The sequence below is a fragment of the Actinokineospora diospyrosa genome (assembly GCF_024171925.1).
Lineage (GTDB): Bacteria > Actinomycetota > Actinomycetes > Mycobacteriales > Pseudonocardiaceae > Actinokineospora > Actinokineospora diospyrosa.
The window spans coordinates 56,650-73,443 of sequence record NZ_JAMTCO010000019.1 but is presented as its reverse complement, the minus strand read 5'-3'; the positions used below and the strand labels follow the sequence as shown (position 1 = coordinate 73,443).

General features: G+C 69.7%; 14 protein-coding genes. 6 read left to right on the top strand and 8 right to left on the bottom strand.

Going from position 1 to position 16,794, the window contains the following annotated elements:
- Positions 1-206 precede the first annotated feature (206 nt).
- Entirely contained in the window at positions 207-1,088 is an 882-nt protein-coding gene (locus LV75_RS31980; protein WP_253891104.1) for a magnesium and cobalt transport protein CorA, read from the bottom strand.
- 382 nt (positions 1,089-1,470) lie between these two features.
- Between LV75_RS31980 and LV75_RS31975 the strand changes: the two genes are divergently transcribed.
- The 6 genes from LV75_RS31975 (at position 1,471) to LV75_RS31950 (ending at position 7,441) form a co-directional block, all read left to right on the top strand.
- Positions 1,471-2,484 carry an SAM-dependent methyltransferase gene (locus tag LV75_RS31975; RefSeq protein ID WP_253891103.1) on the top strand — a complete coding sequence of 338 codons (1,014 nt, stop codon included), beginning with the start codon at positions 1,471-1,473 and terminating at the stop codon, positions 2,482-2,484.
- 215 nt (positions 2,485-2,699) lie between these two features.
- A complete protein-coding gene (locus LV75_RS31970) occupies positions 2,700-3,665 on the top strand; it encodes a phosphotransferase family protein (RefSeq protein WP_253891102.1) in 966 nt (321 codons plus the stop codon).
- A 17-nt stretch (positions 3,666-3,682) separates the two neighbouring features.
- Positions 3,683-4,627, top strand: coding sequence for an aldo/keto reductase (locus LV75_RS31965; protein ID WP_308211080.1), 945 nt, complete (start codon positions 3,683-3,685; stop codon positions 4,625-4,627).
- Positions 4,624-5,511, top strand: a complete 888-nt coding sequence (locus tag LV75_RS31960) for an aldo/keto reductase (RefSeq protein ID WP_253891101.1) — start codon at positions 4,624-4,626, stop codon at positions 5,509-5,511. Before LV75_RS31965 ends, LV75_RS31960 begins: the two co-directional genes overlap by 4 nt.
- 128 nt (positions 5,512-5,639) lie before the next feature.
- The gene (locus LV75_RS31955; RefSeq protein ID WP_253891100.1) at positions 5,640-5,945 is read left to right on the top strand and encodes a hypothetical protein; all 306 of its coding nucleotides are present in this window, start codon (positions 5,640-5,642) and stop codon (positions 5,943-5,945) included.
- A 170-nt stretch (positions 5,946-6,115) separates the two neighbouring features.
- Positions 6,116-7,441 carry a cytochrome P450 gene (locus tag LV75_RS31950; protein ID WP_253891099.1) on the top strand — a complete coding sequence of 442 codons (1,326 nt, stop codon included), beginning with the start codon at positions 6,116-6,118 and terminating at the stop codon, positions 7,439-7,441.
- Between the two features lie 45 nt (positions 7,442-7,486).
- Here LV75_RS31950 and LV75_RS31945 read toward each other — a convergent pair whose 3' ends face one another.
- The 7 genes from LV75_RS31945 to LV75_RS31915 all read right to left on the bottom strand — a co-directional run bounded on the left by LV75_RS31945 (position 7,487) and on the right by LV75_RS31915 (position 16,705).
- Positions 7,487-7,870: a hypothetical protein gene (locus LV75_RS31945; RefSeq protein ID WP_253891098.1), complete on the bottom strand. Its 384-nt coding sequence runs from the start codon at positions 7,868-7,870 to the stop codon at positions 7,487-7,489.
- A complete protein-coding gene (locus LV75_RS31940) occupies positions 7,867-8,664 on the bottom strand; it encodes a hypothetical protein (protein ID WP_253891097.1) in 798 nt (265 codons plus the stop codon). Before LV75_RS31940 ends, LV75_RS31945 begins: the two co-directional genes overlap by 4 nt.
- Complete coding sequence (locus tag LV75_RS31935; protein ID WP_253891096.1) at positions 8,658-9,788, bottom strand: hypothetical protein; 1,131 nt, start codon at positions 9,786-9,788, stop codon at positions 8,658-8,660. The genes LV75_RS31940 and LV75_RS31935 overlap by 7 nt, the downstream gene beginning before the upstream one ends.
- Positions 9,785-12,046 (bottom strand): hypothetical protein, encoded by a 2,262-nt coding sequence (locus LV75_RS31930; RefSeq protein ID WP_253891095.1) that lies wholly within the window; start codon positions 12,044-12,046, stop codon positions 9,785-9,787. Before LV75_RS31930 ends, LV75_RS31935 begins: the two co-directional genes overlap by 4 nt.
- A gap of 322 nt (positions 12,047-12,368) precedes the next feature.
- Entirely contained in the window at positions 12,369-13,505 is a 1,137-nt protein-coding gene (locus LV75_RS31925) for a hypothetical protein (RefSeq protein ID WP_253891094.1), read from the bottom strand.
- Positions 13,486-15,633 carry an ATP-binding protein gene (locus tag LV75_RS31920; protein ID WP_253891093.1) on the bottom strand — a complete coding sequence of 716 codons (2,148 nt, stop codon included), beginning with the start codon at positions 15,631-15,633 and terminating at the stop codon, positions 13,486-13,488. Before LV75_RS31920 ends, LV75_RS31925 begins: the two co-directional genes overlap by 20 nt.
- The gene (locus tag LV75_RS31915) at positions 15,623-16,705 is read right to left on the bottom strand and encodes a TIR domain-containing protein (protein ID WP_253891092.1); all 1,083 of its coding nucleotides are present in this window, start codon (positions 16,703-16,705) and stop codon (positions 15,623-15,625) included. The genes LV75_RS31920 and LV75_RS31915 overlap by 11 nt, the downstream gene beginning before the upstream one ends.
- Positions 16,706-16,794: the final 89 nt, after the last annotated feature.

Sequence of the window (16,794 nt, the reverse complement as noted above, 5' to 3'; positions counted from 1 at the left end):
CAGACCACCGAACACCACCCGGCGCATCTTCGGCACGCACACTGTCAACAGGGGGAGCGGACATCGAACACCTCTTGCGGGAACGTGGGGACACTGCCGCAGTGGTCGTCCACCAACACCATCTGGTTCCCGAGAAGGCAAAAGCGACCATCGATGCTCGATGGTCGAGAAACAGGGCGACCCGTCCTTTGTGAACAAGGAAGGGGTCAGAGCCAGTGTTTGCGGCGGAACACCCGGTGGAGTACGAAGCTGCAGAGCAGGATGCCTGCGATGACGGCTGGGTAGCCGTAGGTCCAGCGGAGTTCGGGCATGTGGTCGAAGTTCATGCCGTAGACACCGACGATCATGGTGGGGACGGTGATGATGGCGGCCCACGCGGTGATCTTGCGCATGTCGCCGTTCTGCTGCAGCGCCACCTTGGCCAGGGTGGCGTTGAGTAACGTGGTGAGCACTTCGTCGAACTCGGCGATGCGTTCGGTCAGGTTGGTCAGGTGGTCGTCGACGTCGCGCAGGCGCGAGCGCACCTCGGGCGGGACCAGGGCGTTGTGCGACTCGGCTAACGACCGCAGCGGGGCGACGAGGGGAGCGACCGCGCGGTGGAGTTCGATGATCTCGCGTTTCATCAGGTACATGTGCTCGGCGCCGATGGGGCTGCGTGGCGCGAACACCAGTGACTCGACTCGGCCGATGTCCCGCTCGAAAGCGTCGGTGACGGTGAGATAATCATCCACCGAACGGTCGACGATCGCGTGCAACACCGACGCGGGCCCAGCCGCCAGGCGTTCAGGCGTGGCCTCGAGTTCGCGCCGCAGCACCCCCAGCTCGGAGATCTCACCCTGGCGGACGGTGACGATGACCTCTGGGGCGAGGAACGCGGTGATCTCACCGGTCTCGACGATCTCGCTGGCGTTGTCCGGGAAGTCGTTGGTGACGTGACGCACCGTAGCGAGCGTGGCGGAGATCAGGTCACGACGCCCGCGTATCCCCGGCCGTCGCGCGCCGTTGTCCCGTGTCAGGTCCGATAAGCCCAGCTCCACGGCCAGATCGTCGAGCTGGCTGGACGTCGGTTCGAACAGCCCGACCCACACAAACCCGCCTCCCTGACGGGCCTGCGCGACGGCCTCCCCAGGTGTCCGGGCACCCGGGACTCGCCTGCCCTCGCGGTAGAGCGCACAGTCCACAATCCCCGGCGCCGGACACGCCGCTCCCGTGCCGTTCACAGAGGACGCTGAACTACCTCCAACGCCGGTCACGACGTGGTTCTCGCAGTCTGCACGCGGCACACGGTGACACACGCGCTGTCCTGCCCGTGTGAACACCGACGACCGCGGTCGCCGCAAGATCAGCCACCGTCGATGTGGGGAGCAGGCGAGAGGAACTGCTTCACCCCACGAGGGCAACAGCGCCTGGCTCGACAACTTGGTTCGTGGCGAGCAGCGTGGGTGGTCAATGGGCGCGGAGGGAGAAGCGATGGGTGGTCGCCTCGAGGGGCAGATGGTCTTTGCCCGCACGTTCGTCGAGGTACGGGACTTGGTGGAGGACAAGTACTACGCGGGGCTTTCGCGGCGGTACTCCGCTGGGCAGCTTCGGCGGCGTTACGTCCTGAGCATGGTCAAGCCGTTGCTGGGGCGGGCTCTTGACAGCCCGGTGGAGTTCTACGACACCTGGGGTCGGCTCATGCGCCACGCGTGGTTGAGCCTGAGTTTCGGCCTGTACGACGCCGAGCACCGTGCCCTGCCCGATCCGGCCACCCGCTTGGCCGCCGCCCAGGTCAACACCGTTGACCTGGCGTGGGAGCCTGCCATGGCCATCGCGCCCGGGCGGCCGTTGTTGGTCGATGTCGGCACCGGTCGGGGTAACTCGGTGGCCCGTCTTGCCCTGGCGCATCCCGGGGCTCGTCTGGTCACGCTGACCCTGAGCCCCGAACAAGCCGAGATCACCCGCCGCATCACCACGCGCCTGGGCATCGCCGACCGTGTCGACATCCGGGTCGCCGATGTGCTTGACCCCGCCGCGACCGCCGACCTCGTGGGGCGCGCCGACGGGGTCACCGCGATCGAGGTCGCGGGTCACTTCCCCGCGGATCGCACGGTCGAGGGCTTCCAAGCCATGGCCGCGCTGCTCAAGCCAGGCGCGCCGCTCACCCTCATGGACCCCGTCCTCGCCCGCCCCGCAACGCTGCTGCACGACTTCGCCGCCCTCTACACCTGGCGCTTCCGACCGGCCACCGACTACCAAGACGCCCTGCGCGCCGCCGGACTGACCCGCCTCACCCTGACCGACTTCACCGACGCCTACCGCCCCACCTGGGGCGATACCGGCACCGTGCTGGCTGCCCGCATGGACCGCCTCCGTGCCGAGTTCGGCACCGTCCTTGCCCATACCTGGCAGCGGATCTTTCAGCACCAAGCGTGGCCGCTGGGCCGTACCGTGCACTACGCCCGCATGACCGGATATCGACCAGAAGGCGACGAACACGTGTGAGCGAGCGGTTGTCGAGGTGGTCCGTGGCGGGGGTGTTCAATGTGGAGGAACATGGGTGTGTGAACTGGTTGTCCGAGTGCTCAGTGGAAGCCTTGACTGACGCTCTCCGGGGTGTGGCGCCAGATCTGGTCGGACTTCGGATCACGTTGCCTGACCTGGTGGGTAGGGACGAACCACTGTGGCGGTCGTCGAGTGCCGCCGTGGGGGACGGATTCGTGGCGAAGTTCGCGTGGTCCGAGCCCGCCGCGCAGCGCTTGGTCCACGAGATCGGGGCACTGGCAGCGTTGTCCGCTGGGCGAAGTGTCCCTTTTGTGCCCGAGGTCGTCGCGAGCAGTGTTGAGCCGGTGTTGCTGGTCACCAGGCGTGTGCCCGGGTTCTCGCTGTTCGCCGTGGCGGACTCGATCGACCGGGATCGCGCGGGTGGGGACTTGGCGCGGTTCTTCGCCGCACTGCACGACCCGACCGTGCGCGCACGCGTCGAGGAGGCGATTGGCGCTTTGCCCGCACCACGCCCCGGCGCCTCAACCGACGACCTACGCGCGCGACTCGGCCGGTGGGTACGACCCGACCAACGCGACACCATCTCGGGTTGGTGCGACTGGGCTGATGAGGTGCTGGCCACGCCTTGTCGGTCCGTGCTGGTGCACGGTGACCTGCACGGCGACAACCAGGTGTGGCGTGATGGCCGGTTGCGCCTGGTCGTCGACTTCGAGACCGCGTGCGCGGCGGAGCCCGAGTACGACCTGCGAGCCCTTCCCGCGACCGGACCCGACTGTGAGTTGCTGATAGCGACGATGCGGCACTACGAGCACCTGACCGGTCACGCGCTGTCGATCGACCGGATCATGGCCTGGCACCTGCGCACCGCCCTGGACGACGTCCTGTGGCGAAGCGAAGCCGCAGTGCCCCTGCCCGACCACCGCACACCTCCCGACTGGGTCGACGATCTCGCCGCCCGGTTCACCACACTGGACCTCCAACAGGACACAGACCACGAACGGAGCGAATGTGAAGCTAGTGGCGCGACCCAGAACGTCGACCGTGTCTCGACCCGCCCACGACGCGCCTGGCGGCGTTGCCGGAAGCGCCCGAGTACATCCAGTACGAGGACGTTCCGGCGCCTTGCCAGCCACGCCGTGGACCCGCCGATACACGGCCAACGCCCTGAGTCGAGCCACTAGCCAAGCTGGGTGACCTGGTGGTCGGCCGCATCGGGTTGGGCGCGATGGGCATGTCGCACGGCTACACCGGCGCCGGTAGCGACGACGCCGAATCCATTCGCACCCTCCACCGGGCACTGGAACTGGGCGTCACCCTCGTCGACACCGCCGAGGTCTACGGGCCCTACACCAACGAGGAACTAGTCGGCCGGGCGCTGCGCGGCCGCCGCGATGAGGTCGTGCTGGCCACCAAGTTCGGCCTGATCTCCCACTCCGGCCGCGAGATTCCGGACGGCAGCCCCGCCTCCATCCGCACCGCCGTCGAAGGCTCCCTGCGACGCCTGGACACCGACCACATCGACCTGTACTACCAGCACCGGGTCGACCCGACCACGCCGATCGAGGACACCGTCGGTGCGGTCGCCGAGCTGGTGGCCGAGGGCAAGGTCCGCCACATCGGACTGTCCGAAGCGGGCGTGAACACGATCCGGCGGGCGCACGCCGTGCACCCGATCACGGCGGTGCAGTCGGAGTACTCGCTGTGGACCCGCGACCCCGAGGACGGCGTGCTACCGCTGCTGCGCGAGCTCGGCATCGGCTTCGTGCCCTACTCCCCGCTGGGCCGCGGCTTCCTCACCGGCACGATCCGCTCACCCGAACAGCTCGCCGCCGACGACTTCCGCGCCACCAACCCGCGCTTCACCGGCGAGAACTTCCACCGCAACCTCGCGCTCGCCGACGAGGTCAAGGGCATCGCCGCGGGCATCGGTGCCACGCCCGCGCAGGTCGCCCTCGCCTGGCTGCTGACCAAGGGCCACAACATCGCCCCCATCCCCGGCACCAAGCGCGTGGCCCGGGTCGAAGAGAACGTCGCCGCCGACGGCGTTGAACTCACCACAGAACAGGTCGCCGTGCTGGAGGCCCTGACCCCGCCTTCCGGCGAGCACCACAACGAACAGCAGATGCGGATGCTCGACCGATGACCGAGCAGCCACCCGCGCGAAAGGGAACCACCGTGCACAGCGTCACCCTGAACAACGGCGTCGACATGCCGATCCTCGGTTTCGGCGTCTACCAGGTCCCGCCAGAGCAGACCGAGAAGGTCGTCACCGACGCCCTCGCCGCGGGCTACCGGTCGATCGACACCGCCGCCGCTTACGGCAACGAGGAAGCGGTGGGCCGCGCGATCAACAGCAGCGGCATCCCGCGCGAGGAGCTGTTCATCACCACCAAGCTGTGGGTCCAGGACCACCCCGCCGAGGACAACACCCGGCGCGCCTTCGACGTGTCGCTGCGCAAGCTGGGCTTGGACCACGTCGACCTGTACCTGATGCACCAGCCCTACCGCGACGTCCACGGCCAGTGGCGCGCCATGCAAGACATCCACCGCGGGGGCCTGGCCAGGGCGATCGGCGTGTCCAACTTCCACCCCGACCGGCTCGTCGACCTCATCGAGCACAACGAGATCACCCCCGCGGTGAACCAGGTCGAGACCCACCCGTTCCACCAGCGCACCGCCGACCAGGACCTCATGCGCGACCGCGGCGTCCAGATCGAGTCGTGGGGTCCGTTCGCCGAGGGCAGGAACGACCTGTTCACCCACCCGGTGCTCAGCGAGATCGGCGGGCAGCACGGCAAGTCGGTGGCGCAGGTGGTGCTGCGGTGGCTCGTGCAGCGCGGTGTGGTGGCGATCCCCAAGTCCGTGCGCGTCGAGCGGATGGCAGAGAACCTCGACGTCTTCGACTTCGCGCTCACCGATGAGCAGGTGGCCCGGATCGCGGCCCTCGACACGGGCGCCTCGGTGTTCTTCGACCACCGCGACCCCGGCATGACCACCCAACTCGGCAACCACCGTCTGACCGACTGACCCAGAACGCGTCGGGGCGGCGCCCCCCACCACCCGGGGCGCCGCCCACCGGAGCTTTCGGCGAAACGCAGCTGGACGGTCTTGCGGCATGCGGCAAGCAGGGCGCGCAGCGGCGAGCAGTCGTCGAGGTGGTCGGCGTTGGCGGGGGAGTTGGGCAGTACCGGCACCTGATCGGCGTCCGGGATGCCGCCGTGCACCTCGCCCTGGTACTCACCGAGCGCCTGCGCAGGGCGGTGGCGGGCATCAGCGGCATGACGCCGCTGGCCAGGACCACCAAGCCCGCCTCGGTCGGCTGGTCGAGCCCGCCACCGATCGTGTCGCGCAGCCTGCGCCGCCCGATCGGCAGCACGGCCAAGAGCCGTCGGCCGGGCTCGGGTCGCGATCACCAGTCGACGGGGCCGGAGCGGTCCGAGCCCCGGCCCACACCGTCCTAAGTAGACCGCAAATGGCGTGCTCGGTGTTCGCACGACTCCCAGGACTTCCCGGTGCCGCGTCCTTCCGGGTTGCGGGTGGCTTCGTTCGGGTGAAGCGGCGGTGGAGATCTTGGTTTGCCCGATCTCTGGCTACAAGGTAGGGGAGGGTATCCGGCCGGGAGGGGAACGGTATGGGGCAGCCGACAGCGGTTCGAGCGCCGGGTGCCTGGCCGGTCCTGGGGCGCGCGCCCGCGTTGATGCGGCGGCCGTTGCGGTTCCTCACCTCGTTGCCCGAGCTGGGGCCGTTGGTGCAGCTCCGACTGGGTCCGCTGTCCGCCTACATCGTCACGACACCGGAGTTGACCAGGCAGGTGCTGGTGACGGGAGCGCAGGACTTCGAACGGGGCCGGTTCTCCCGCAAGCTCACCAGGACGCTCGGGGCGGGCCTGGCCACCACCAGCGGCCAGCAACACCGCACCCAGCGCAGGATGCTGCAACCCGCTTTCAGCCGCACTGCAGTGGCCGCGTGTGCCGAGCCGATGCGGTCGGCCGCCGAGTCGGTGCTGTCGGAATGGACCCCGGGGCGGGTCATCGACATCAACAAGGCCATGGACGCGTACGCCTCGGACGTGGTGGCGCGCAGCCTGTTCGGCTCGCAGGTCGCCGCGCCCGCGGCGGTCGAGTTCCGCCACAGCCTGCCCGGCCTGCTGCGCGACATGGTCAACCGCACGCTCCTGCCCGAGTGGTGGGCTGGCCTGCCGACCCCCGGCAACCGCCGCGCCGCCCGGGACCTCGCCCGGGTGGACGCCGCCGCCCACGCCGCGATCACCGCCTACCGGGCCGCCGACCGCGGCGCGGGCGACCTGCTGTCCCTGCTGGTCGCCGCCCGCGACGAGGACGGCACCGGCCTCAGCGACACGCAGGTCCGCGACCAGATGGTCACCTTCACCCTGGCCGGGGTCGAGACCACCGGTGCCACCCTGGCCTGGTTCTTCCACGAGCTCGCCCACCACCCCGAGGTCGAACGCCGCGTCCTCGACGAGATCGACGCCGTCCTCGGTGGCCGCGCACCGGCCTTGGACGATCTCCCGGCCCTGACCGAGACCACCCACGCCCTGCTGGAGTGCACCCGCCTCTACGCGTCCTGGATCCAGATGCGGCGGGCCACCCGCCCGGTCGTCCTCGACGGCGTCGAGCTCCCGGCGGGCACCGAGGTGATCTACAGCCCGTACCTGCTGCACCACGACCCGCGGTGGTTCCCGGCCCCGGAGGCGTTCGACCCGGACCGGTGGAACGCCGACCGGGCGGGCGTGATCCCCAACGGGGCCTACGTCGCCTTCAGCGCAGGGGTGCACAAGTGCATCGGTGAGTCTTTCGCGTTCCTGGAGGCCGTGACCTTCGCGGTCATGGCCTGCCAACGCTGGCGGTTGCGCCCGGTGCCCGGTGCCCCGGTCCGACCGGTGGCCACAGGCGTGGTGCACCCGAAGGGCCTCGTCATGTCCGTGACACCGCGGTAGCGGGCGGGCCACGGCGGCACGCCGCGGGGAAGGGGTGCTACCAGCTCATCTGACCAGCGATCGGAGCAGGTCGTGGGCCATTGCCACGGTGAGCCGCACCGTGTCGATGATCCCGCACCGCACCGTGAACCGCTGTTGCGAGCCGTCCTCCGAGAGGCACGTTCCCTCGCCTGCCAGCGACAACTGCGCCACGCGGGGGGTCAGCGCGCACCGCATGACCCACTGCGGCCCGTCGAGGCGGAGTTCGAACTCGACCGGGTCGAAGCCCGGGATCAACCGCAGCACGTAGGTGCCCGTCACCGGGTGGTCGGGGCCGTTCGCGCTCGTGCGGGTGCCCTCGACGTGGCCGAAGGGTGGGCCCGTGGTCCGCAGTCGCAGCGTCCACCGCTCACCTTCGGCCGCCTCGACCTCGAAGACCAGGCTGGTCACGAGTTCCAGAAGATCCAGCGGACTATCAACGCGAGGAGGACGGCCGCCGCTGCCATCGCCGCCGCCACCGGCCACCAGCGCTTCGGTTCCCGCGCCGTGATCGGCGCTCGCGCTTTTGGGCGCAGCGGGCTGATCCCCTCCTCGCCCGGCACCAGCAGAGCCACCCCGCCCGGCCCGTCGAGCAGGTCGATCGCCTCGTCCGGGCTCGCGATCTCGTTGAGGTACAGGGCGACACCGGGCTTCCCGGCGAGCAGCGCCGAGGCGCGTTCAGCGAACGTCGCCGCGGCGTTCGGGTGCCCGACACCGCCCGCCCACGAGGTGAACCCGGCGGCCGACAGCACCGGCGCGGGCAGCTGCTCGAGAGCGGCCAACACCCGCTCGCCCACATCATCGCCAGCCGTCGTCGACTGGAGGACACCGTCCACATAGTCCGCGGTGAACTGCTCGTCGAGCACCGGCAGCCGGGAGGCCCCCTCCGCCCCGATGGCGGTGATCGCGGCCGCCACCAACCGGACGACGCGCTCGTGGGCGCCGTGCTCGCCCGCCAGGACGACGGACACGCGGATGGTCGTGCCCACCCGGTCGACCCGTTCCGTCGCGAGACCGCCGACGTAGCAGCGCCACCCGTCGGTGTCGCTCTCGAGCAGGACGACGGGCTCCTCGAAGCGGGTCCGCTTCGCGTGCGCGCGCCACCAGGGGAGCGGGACGGGGCCGTGCAGGAACGTGTAGTCCTCGACGGTGCCGCGCGTCTGCACGTGGATCCGGAGGTCGGTGGTGCTGGTGTCGTTCACCATGTGTTGACCCGCTTCGTTGACAGTGGCCGCTCGGCCAGTTCCTTGATGACCTGGTTGAGCTCGTCGACCTGCTGGTGGGTCCTGTCCGCCTCCTCGCGTTGGACGCCGGAGCGGTACACGCGCTTGCGCCGCCTTCCGGAGATCGACAGCAGGAAGTTGCCGATCAGCCCCTCGTTGCGGATGGCCAATGACTTGGCGTCGTTGGCGGCGCGCTCCCGCTGGTTGGCGATGATCTCCAGGGCGCGGTGCTGGGCGTCGACGAGGTGGCGCAGCAGGAGGGTGAGCAGGTCGTCGATGCCCTTGTAGCTCATCGACTTGCCGGGGCCGATGATGCGGTACTTGGCGCTGATGTGGGGCTGGCCACCCACTTCCGTCCATTCGGCGCGCACGAGGTTGACACAACCGATGGTGTCCACGGCGCAGTAGGCGATCTCTGCGTGCGGTGCGTTGGCCCGCACGGTTTTGACCACGCCTGCGTACATGGCGCGCACCGCGTCGTGCAGCTCGGTGGCGCGGTCGGTGGTGTTGAGGTTGTCGGCGAGGTACGACTCGCACTTGACCGGGCACAGCAGGAGCAGCGCCGGTTCGTCGTGGTAGCTCCCCCTGGCCGTCGCCCACCACTCCGCGGTCTTCTCGACCTCCTCGATCGCCAGTAGCTGCTTGCTCGCAGCACGTTGCCAGGCGTTGTTGTTCTCCATCAACCCGATGGCCTCCACCGGCACCAGCAGCACGGAGGCATCCGCGATGAAGTCCTTGCAGGCCGCCCAATCCGCGACGCTGTCGTCCGGTCGGGTGCGCGGGTTGAACCACTTCCCCGGGTAGTCCATCAACTCGATCCGCACACCCGTGCTGCTCCGCTTTGCGGCCAGCCGCAACTGGAAGGTGAACGCCTCCACGTTGCCTGCCAGCGCGTCCGAATTGAACTCACCCCGGAGCAGACTGTTGTCGAGTTCGGTAGTGGTCTTGGCGACGCGGCGCTCGGTCGCCAGGTCGGCCGCGGTCAGCTGAAGAGGGAGGCCGCCGAGCTGCTCGCGGCTGTCGCGCAGCAGCGACACCACCAGCGAGGACTTGCCGACCCGGCTCGGGCCCGCCAGCCCGATCCGATAGCGGAGTTCGTCGGTCATGGCGCCTTCCTGGTTTCAGTGACGGTCGCCACCACCGATTCGGCCGCCGCGGTGATGGCGGACGCGGTGGTGACGGCGAGGTCGTGCTCGCGGAACGCGTCCGGCCAGATCCGGTCGCGGTGGCCGCGGGCCAGCCGCAACAGGTCCCGCTTGGAGTCGCGCGACCGGATGAACGCGTCGGCGAAGAACTCGGTGACCGCGCGCAGAGCCTGGCCCGGTTCCAGAGCGAGGGTGAGCAACTGCTGGCGCGTCCGGAAGGCGGTCTGTTCGGCGATGTCGAGGACCGCGCGGTACATGCGGTCCACGCCCGCCTCCGTCGGCGCCGCGATGACCTGCACCTGCGGTTGCCCGCTGGGTCCGGCGACCTCGAGGTTGCACTCGGCCAGCGCGTCGCGCACCCGCGGGTAGAGCTGGGTGCGGAAGTCCAGCCGCACCTCGAGCAGGTCCTCGACGGCCTTGGCCAACGACGGGCTCGGCTCGACGGGATCGGTCAGCAGCTCCCGCAGCTGCCGCAACGCCTTCGCCGGTTCGGTGTCGGCGGGGACCAGTTCGCCCAACCGGGCGCTGAGGACCGCCACGACGCGGGCGTACAGGTCGGTGACCCGGGCGGAGAGGAAGTCGTCCATGGCGGCGAACCGCTGGGTGATGGTCACCCGCAGCACGTTGAGCTCCTCGGACAGGAACGGCGTCGAGTTGTGGTCCTCGACGCAGCGGTCCAGCGCCCTGGCCTGCCAGGACTCCCGGCCCTCGCCGAACCCGGCCTCGGTCCAGCCCAGCACGCCCCGGTAGGCGTACTCGACGGCGTCGGCGTACTCACCGTCCTCTGTGGAGGCGTACTTGGCGGAGATGTCGGCCACGAGTGCGGTCAGGTCCCGCGCGAGGTGACCGCGCAGGGTGTTCACCCGGTCCTGCAGGCCCTCGTCGACCACACCCGCGCTGCGGCGGACCCGCTCGGCGTGCGCCATCGCGGTGCGCGCGATGGCCTCGATCCTGGTGGCGAGGCCGCTGGCCGAGTCGGACACCGCGGCGTGGATCTGCGCGTCCATGACCGGCAACCGTTCGGCGAGGTGCGCCAGCAGCGGCCCGAGCACCCCCGCGGCGACGGCGCCGTGGTTCGCCGCGTCGGCCTGCAGCACCTGGAAGTACTGGTCCGGGACCCCGTCGTTGATCTTCAGGTCGATCTCGTGGCGCAGTGCGGCCAACCGCGACCGGTCCACGGCGACGTCGTTGACGAGGATGAAGACGAAGTCCCGCGCCGTGCTGACCCCACCGCGCGACTCCTGCAGCAGGGTGAGCGTGCGGGCGTCGGACTCGCGCAGGTACGCCGTGGTCGCCGACGCCCGCACGACCATCACCACCGCGTCCACCTCGTCGCGCAGACCGTCGACGTGGTGGGCCTCAGCGCCGACCATCAGCTCGCCCAACCCCGGCAGGTCCAGCACCCCCAGGTGCCGCACGTCCGCGTGCGGGAACGGGCACTCGATGCGCGCGTCGCGGACCGCGAGGTAGCGGTGGTCGCCGTGGCCGGGGCGCATCCGTTCCTCGTGCGTCGGGTAGGCGATGAACGGGCGCAATTCGGACAAGGGGATCTCGCGCTCGTCCCCGGTCAGCAGGTCCTCGTAGGACGGTAGGGCATCGCGCATGGCGAGCAGCCGCCGCAGCAGGACCACGCTGGTGGGGCTGGGTTCGCCGCCGGGCAGGTCCTCGGGCCGCTGCGGGTACGGGAACGCGCGGAACGCCTCCAGCGTGGCGGGCGCGGGCGGCAGGCCCAGGTCGCGGTGGTACCCGGCGAGCACCTCGTCGCGCAGGGACGCGTAGGTGTGGAAGGAGACCAGGGCCCGTGACCGCGTGTCCGAGTGGAAGATCCGACTGCGCACGGCGGTGACGGGGATGTCCGCGCCGGTGGGGATCTCGTTGTCGGCGAGGCCGGAGATGGTCTGCAGCAGGGTGCTCTTGCCCACCCGGGCACTCCCGCTGACGCCCACGTTGATGGTCGATCGCAGCAACCGGGTGGCGAACCGCTCAAAGGACTCGAGCAGCGCCTCTACTTCCTCTGCCGCGACTTGGGCGCTTGCGACCAGCTCGTCCCGAACGGCGTGCGGCTCCTCTTGGCGGGGCTGTTGCTCGAGTTGCTGGGACAGCGCCAGCAGACTCCGCAGCACGGCCCGCCACCGCTGCGCGTCCGCGCGCACGAGCGGCGCCAGTCGCGCCCGCTCGGCGACGATGCCCTCGATGCGCTTCCCGATGTCGTCCGTCACCAACTACCACCATTTCGGTTGCCCGGTCTGATCATTCGGGACGTCGCCCGCCGAGAAGTCACCGTTACCGACAGAAAGGCCCCAGAAACAGGACAGAAGCACGACACGCGGATTTACGCCGTCATCGTCCGCGTGCAGCGGAAAGGTTGTAACGTGACCAAATTCGCCCGGTCGACGTCCTGACTTTGTATCCAAGACGCTGGTCTATGTGTTTCTTTCTTTCGAAGTCGGAACCGGCACGCCAACATCCCCGGCGCAATCCTCGCGACTGGTTCCGCAGCCGCGAGGATGCCGCCGACGACAGGCCGGTCTCCTCGTCGGGTCAACGGGACCAGGATCCGTCCTCGTCCTCTTCCTCGTCGTTACCGGCTCCGACGGGCAACGCGTTGTGCGCCTCCCGGCCGGTCACCGCGCGGTCCCCGCGCAGCTTCTCGATCACCGACCGGCTGGCGTTGGCCATGATCGCCTCGACGTCCTTGCGGTTGACCAGGTTGCGCTCCAGCAAGCTGTTGAGCAATGCGCTCGCCCCTTCGAACTCCATCCGCCGCTCGCGCATCATCAGCTCGATGACCTCGTTGACGTCCTCGTGGTGCCCGGACAGCCGTAGTGCCAGCATGTTGTTGCTGTCGGTGCGCAACGCGTCGGCGTAGACGCTCATCCGTTCCATGCGCAGGTCCAACTCGTGCTGAGCCCTCATCGCCGCCAGGTCGGCCTCGAACTTCGCCTGCTGCTTGTTCAGCTGGTGGGCAACGGCGTTGGTTTCCTGCTGGGCGTGCAACTTCTCGCGCTGCCAGACGTGGCGCTCCTGCTCAGCGAGGTGCGCGCGAGCCTCCTCGTCGAGGTCGAGCCGGACGTGGTACCCCTCGACCGCGATACCACCGGGCACGGTGAAGGCGCGGTCCATGTGCGTGTTGTTGATGTGGTGCTCGGCAGCCGCGCTCGATCGCAGGTCGAACCCGCGCGACAGCCCGCGCAGCACCGGTTCCAGCCGCTGCCGGATCGCCGCCCGCGGTGCCTTGGCCTGGGCGCGCACCGCGGCCTCGGGATCCACCACCCGCCAGCGCACCGTCACCTCGGCGGCGAAGGCGAACGCCTCCAACCGGGTCGGCAGGTCCAGGGTGAAGGTGTCCTCTTGGGCGGAGACGTTGACGGAGAACACCTCCCACAGCAGGGAGCTCACCATGGCGCTCATCTTGAGCCTGCCCCGGACGATCTCGTACTGGCCGTCCTTGGTGACCGAGACGATCACCGTGTGGTCCGAGGACGTGGGCAACGACCCGCCCCGCACGGCTCGGTTGATCTTGATCGGCCGCACCACCGGGTCGTCCGGTCCACTGCCCGCCGCTGATGCCCGCTTGATCGGCGCCTGCCAGGGCGGCGTCAGCCCGTGCCACCGCGTTGCCGGGTCCGGTGGTCCGCCACCGGCGGTCGGGTCCGGTTCAGCCGTCTCGTCGGCCATGGTCGACTCTCTCCTCCAGGTGTTCGAGCACGACCCCGACCGCCTTGGCCGGGCCGCCTCTTGGTTTTGCCCAGGTCCGCGCGTAATGCCGCATGCTGGCCACGTCGTCCGCCTCGACCGCGATGTCGGCCAGCAGCCTGGCCACCGGCACGCGCAGGGTCTCGTCCTTCTGCGCCAGCCGCACCCAGCCCCGCAGTTGCTCGTAGCCGCGGTCGATGAAGTGCGCCGACTGCAGCATCCGCGCGTACAACGTGGTCACGCTGGCCCGGCCGTTGTCGTGCTGCTCGGCGAGCCACACCAGCGCGGGCCACTTCTCGGTGCTCTCGGCGACCAACACCGTCAGGTACGCGCCCGCGATCAACGTCGACAGCAGCGCGGTCTCCCGCCGCAGCGGGTACTGTTCGGCATCGCTCCAGGCGACCAGCGCGTCGAGCACGGTCACCGGCTCCTCCACCCGGCACATCAGGTCGCTGACGCTCTCCCCGATCAGGTAGGCGGTCTCCCAGTCGACGTACCGGCTGGCCAGGCGCAGCAGGTCGAGCGCCTTGTCCGTGCTCACCGCGACCGTGGTGCCCAGCGCCCGCACCGCCACTTGCCGCCGGGACCAGCCCTCCTCTGAGCGGTCGCGGATCCAGTTCCGCAGCAGGGTGCGCACCACCCGGCTCAGTGCCGGGTGTTCCGCGGGCAGCTGCAGGGCGGCGACGGCCGCGTCCCGGGTGTGTTGGTCACCGGTGCTGGCCCAGCGGAGGACGACTCCGTCGTGGATGCCGATGAAGTCGAATCGGCTCAGGAACCCGACAGCCATCCCGGCCCTGACTCGCACTCGGCCGCCACCGTCGCCGCCGAGCGCGTTGAGCCAGTCCGCGACCACGGTGAAGGCCTGGTCGTACTCGGCGCACAGGTGCTCCAAGACCCTGGCGGGGTAGGAATCATCGCGGAACCGGGCCTTCCGCACGGCGACGGCGCCCAGCGTCGTGTCCTCGACCCCGTCGACGACCTCGGCGCGGGCGCGCTCGATCCAGGTCGCCAGCGGGGTGTCGAACAGTGGGCGGCCCCGGGTGGCCCGGCGCGGCCCCGCCACCGCCGCCAGCATGTCGGCCAACCGGGTCGCCGCGCGGGAGACCAGCTGCACCGGTTCGTCGTTGAACACCGCGAGCGCGATGACGAACGCCCGCTGCGGCAGGTCGATCTGGTGGTCGAACCAGTCGACGAAACTGGCCCGGCTGTTGTGCGAGTACCGCTCGCGCACCGCCCCGATGTCGACCTGGCCCGTGGCGACCTCGGCGAGCAGGTCACCGAGTTTGGCCAGGTCCGAGCGCGACACGTCCTTGGTCAGTTCACCGAGGACCTCGCCCACCTCGGGGTGGCTCAGGACCGGTTCGGCGGCGGTCGTCGGCGACTGCTCCAACACCCACGCCAGGTGCCGCTCCAGCAGCTGCCGGGGCTCGACCGCGCCGAGGTCGACGGCGACGAGGTGCTCGATGTCACCCGCGGGCAACGGCACCGCCTGCTCGGTGATCACCACCAGCATGCAGCCCTTGCGCCGCAGCACCGCGCTCAGCCGCTCGAGGTGGTACAGGCTCAGCTCGCGGCTCTGGTTGCGGTCGAGGCGGTCCAGCAGGTAGCCGTGCAGGCCGGTGAACGTCTTGTCGTCGAGGGTCTTGAGGACGGTGTCCGGGTCGAGCTTGAGCACCCCCTCCACGCACAGCTCGTCGAGCAGCCGCAGGGCGGTGGTCGTGCGGCCGGTGCCGCTGGGCGCGTTGATCACCAGCACCTGGTGCGACTGCAGCACCCGGCGCAGGTCGGTGTAGCGGGTGGGCTCCACGTAGGAGGCGCGGACGCGGTCGAGCACCGCACCCGACACCGGGCCGCTGTTGACCATCGTGCCCGCGACCGCGCCCACGGTGTCGCCGACCTGCCCGACGCCACCGAAGAACACGTTGGTCGTCCCGCCGCCACCCAGCCACTGGCGCGCAGCGTCCAGTTTGGACCGCTGATCGTTCCACTGGTCGGCCGAGGCCGGGTCGGATGCCCGCTCCTGCGCCTTGGCGAAGGTGTCCTGGTCCGAGGGCTCGTCCTTGTCGGCGGGTTCCGGCTCCTTCTGCTCGGCTGCCTCCTCAGCGGTCATCGACCGACCCGAACCGGTAGCCGTCGCCGAAGGTGTTGCCACTGCCGAGGTGCACGTCCCCGACCTGACCGATCTTGATTCCGGGACCGAAGTGGTACGTCTTACCCGGCTGCTGCGGCGGCTCCGGCTCGTCACCCGGTGGCTTGGGGTAGCCGTGCAGGCGCACGTGGACCTCACTGCCGTCGGGCAGCCGCATCCGTTGGTACGCGGCCGGGTTGCTGCCACCGCGCCCCTTGACAACCACGGTCTGGAACACCCGATCGGACACCACGACCGCGCAACGCGACTTGCTCGCGGCCAGCAACTCCTCCACCCCGGCCGCCCGCGCGGCATCCACCGCGAGCGTGACGTCCACCCCGGGGCGGTCCTTGATCACCTGGCCGCTGTGCACGCCCACCCGCAGCGGACCCGAGGTGGTGGCCCGCTCCCGGCTGATCGACTCGATCGTGGGCACCAGATCGGTGAGCACGCAGGACACGGACGCCCTCTGCTCCGGCACGAGCGCCACGAGCCCGTGGTGGGTTGACCAGCGGTCGACGTCATCCGGGTTGACCTCGCACCGCTCCAGCGCCCTGTTGAACGCTTTGTGCAGATCGGGGTCTTGGCCCTGGGTGACCACCGCCAACACGGTCGCCCGCAAGCCGATGGCCTTGGGCTTCCTGCCCAGCTTCTCGATGATCATCTCGGCCACTCGCGCGGGCGAGACGAGGCGCGTGTCCACCGCGCACGTCGTCGAGGTGATGTCGGGCATGCTGGTCTCGTCGAACAGCAACGGCAGCAGGTACGTTTCCGCGCTGCTACTCGCCTTCTCCTGCGCCGCTTTGCGTTCGAAGGCGGTCCATTCGCGGCGCGCGTACTCCGCGGAGGCGAACAGAACGCACAGCTTCGACCTCTCCCGGTAGATCTTGCCGAGATGGTCGAGGAGGTTGTGGCCCCACAGGTGCACCGTCGCGTGCGCGTCATAGAAGACTCGCACGCGGCGAGCCTTCAACAGCGTGGCGATCTCCTCGGCGTAAGCGCGCTCAGTTCCAGCGAACGTGAGGCTGACGTCATATTCGCGCTCGACGACCATCGCGCGTGTCTCCCGTACCTCCGGTGGGTGTGTGCCACCAGGAAACCGCCACCACCACACCCGCGAGCTAGTTGGCACCCTTCTGTCGT

Excerpts from the sequence above, each read along its gene's own strand:
- LV75_RS31975 (WP_253891103.1), top strand. The coding sequence starts at position 1,471 with ATGGGTGGTCGCCTCGAGGGGCAGATGGTCTTTGCCCGCACGTTCGTC.
- LV75_RS31960 (WP_253891101.1), top strand. The coding sequence starts at position 4,624 with ATGACCGAGCAGCCACCCGCGCGAAAGGGAACCACCGTGCACAGCGTC.
- LV75_RS31950 (WP_253891099.1), top strand. The coding sequence starts at position 6,116 with ATGGGGCAGCCGACAGCGGTTCGAGCGCCGGGTGCCTGGCCGGTCCTG.
- LV75_RS31940 (WP_253891097.1), bottom strand. The coding sequence starts at position 8,664 with ATGGTGAACGACACCAGCACCACCGACCTCCGGATCCACGTGCAGACG.
- LV75_RS31935 (WP_253891096.1), bottom strand. The coding sequence starts at position 9,788 with ATGACCGACGAACTCCGCTATCGGATCGGGCTGGCGGGCCCGAGCCGG.
- LV75_RS31925 (WP_253891094.1), bottom strand. The coding sequence starts at position 13,505 with ATGGCCGACGAGACGGCTGAACCGGACCCGACCGCCGGTGGCGGACCA.
- LV75_RS31920 (WP_253891093.1), bottom strand. The coding sequence starts at position 15,633 with ATGACCGCTGAGGAGGCAGCCGAGCAGAAGGAGCCGGAACCCGCCGAC.
- LV75_RS31915 (WP_253891092.1), bottom strand. The coding sequence starts at position 16,705 with ATGGTCGTCGAGCGCGAATATGACGTCAGCCTCACGTTCGCTGGAACT.